We start from the raw sequence: 2,298 nt of genomic DNA on the forward strand, positions 1-2,298 counted from the left end.
ACACCAGGCGAGCCGAGCCTAGGAGTTCGAGCCCGCTCGCGCGGCACCGAAAGGGGTACGAATGAGGGTACGGCCGCAACGAGGGAGCCCCGATCCGTGCTCAGAATCGGGGCTAGATGAGACTTGGTACCGCATACCGGAATCGCGGCGAGCCTCCGGTGGAGTCCGACTGAGTACGGTTATTACGGCGGGCTCCGGCCAGCTCCGGTGGGTTCCGGCTGGCTTGAGGGTACGAACGAGGGTACAGAGAGATAGGCTGCGGTCAGCCGCCGCCATGGGGCCGTCGTTGCCGCCCACGTGCCAGATGGCACGCTCGCCGACATGCTCGAGGTGCGGGCATCCTGGCTGCGCGTCCGCTCGCTCGCCGACGCGTGGGCGACCGGGCTGGATTGACGACTTCCAGCTGCGCAGCCCGGCGGTGCTGCATGACAGCCCGCAGGGTGAGCTTCGTAGATGCTCAGGCCGGCAGCCCAGTACGGGTCGAGGTGCGGCTGGTGAACGGCGATGCGGACCGGACCCGGGTCGAAGCCCGGCACCTTACCGGTGTGGGGGGCATCCTCTTCACCGGTCCTTGTCGCCAGCCTTCGCGGTCGGCCGCCTGGCCGGAAGCTGGCTCAGTTGAGTGCCGTGATCAAGCTCCGTGCGTGACCTACGTGGATGCCTCGCGGCCCGATGTGGATCCAGTTGTTGGTCGCTGGGCCGAATGTCCGGGCTTCGTCGCTGCCTTCTCTCCGCCGCGGTCCGCCACGGACGCGGAAAGGCGTCCTGTCGCCGCAGCTGCTAGTCCGTATGCGGCGCCATGTCGCGCCTCGGCAGATCAAGCCAGCCGTCTCGTTCAGCACGCACGGCAAGCTCGGTGCGGGAGGCTACGCGATAGCGTTCGAAGAGGCGAGTCAGATGCGCCTCGACTCGCTTGGTGGAGATCCCGAGATCGGTTCCGATTTCGTCATTGGACCGGCCATCTACGACGCGGCGCACGATCGCCGCCTCGCGTTCTGTCAGCGGCTCCCAACGCGCTGCGTGCCCTTCCAGAAGCTGAGCAGGCGTGAACGCTGGTCGGCCCGCCACCACCCGGCGAATGGCCGAGACGATCTCAGTCGTCTTTGCCGTCTTAAGAAGGTAGCCGCGAGGGCCGAGGCGCATCGCGACTTCGAGATATTCCGGTTACGAGAAGCTCGAGAGAACGATGAACGCGGGTCCGCCCGGGTCTGCGATGCCGCGCAGCAGCTCGGTCCCCGAGCCATCCGGGAGGCGGAGATCGACCAGCACCACGTCTAGATCGTCCTGTGCCATGAATTCGCGTGCGGCGCGGATGGACGACGCTGATCCCGCACGTCTATCCCATGGCTTCGGAGTCCAGCGACGAGGCCGTCCACCACGATCGGGTGATCGTCGACGATCAGCACGCGGATGGTCATGCCTGCCACCGAAGCTCAACGCGCGTGCCGGATGGCTTGGCATGTTCGAACCGAAGGTCGGCACCGACAGCGGCAGCGCGCTGCTGCATCGAGGCGAGGCCCATGTGGCCGAGCTGCTGCGCACGTCGGGCGCGTGCGTGGTCGATGCCTCGCCCATCATCGACCACGCTCACATGCACCGCCGCCGGTGAGACGCTCCCCACAATCTGGACACGTCGCGCTTCGGCGTGGGCGACGGCGTTGTTCACGGCTTCTTGAACGATTCGCAAGACCGCGAGCTCGACGTCCGGAGGAGGCCTGTATGGGCTTCCGTCATCTGTCACTGCGACGTGTATCTGGACCCCATCCGATGAAGGCTCCGGCCGGAAGCGATGCGCAAATGACCGAAGCGCGGCAACAAGTCCCAGATCGTCGAGCACCGGTGGATACAGCTCCGTAGCGATTGAACGAAGTTGATCCGCGACGCCGCGCAGCGCTTCCGTTTCGGCCTCAATCTGTGGGTTGAGGTCTAGCTTGCGAATGACTCCGGAGAGTTCCTGAAGTGGCGAGTCATGGATCTCCCGCGCGACGCGAGCGCGCTCAGTCTCGAGCGCGCTCGCCGAGGAGCGGGCACGGATGTCGGCGAACATGAGGCGATCTGTGGCAGTGGCGAGAAGCCGTCGAAATCGTGGAAGCACCGGCGCCGCTACAAGCGCTGCGACGGCGACCAAAGGCAGGGGTACGCGCACGACATTCGTCAGCACCAGACCAGCCGCAACCAGCATCGCGACGGCGACGGCCGTGCTGGCCTGCGGATCGGCTACCCAGCGGCGGTTCGCCAAGATGGATGGTGCTACGGCGCTCAGCATCACGAGGGCGCTAAGCGCGACTGTGGCTGCAA

General features: G+C 66.1%; 3 protein-coding genes. All 3 read right to left on the minus strand.

Annotated elements, in window-relative coordinates:
• Window positions 1–780: 780 nt before the first annotated feature.
• On the minus strand, window positions 781–1,143 hold the full coding sequence (locus VFU06_01150) for a response regulator transcription factor (protein ID HEU5207988.1): 363 nt from the start codon (window positions 1,141–1,143) through the stop codon (window positions 781–783).
• Window positions 1,144–1,164: 21 nt separating this feature from the next.
• A complete protein-coding gene (locus tag VFU06_01155) occupies window positions 1,165–1,293 on the minus strand; it encodes a hypothetical protein (GenBank protein HEU5207989.1) in 129 nt (42 codons plus the stop codon).
• Window positions 1,294–1,414: 121 nt separating this feature from the next.
• Window positions 1,415–2,298: sensor histidine kinase (locus VFU06_01160; protein HEU5207990.1), on the minus strand; the 884-nt coding region annotated here is incomplete at its 5' end.

Source organism: Longimicrobiales bacterium (assembly GCA_035764935.1).
GTDB lineage: Bacteria > Gemmatimonadota > Gemmatimonadetes > Longimicrobiales > RSA9 > DASTYK01.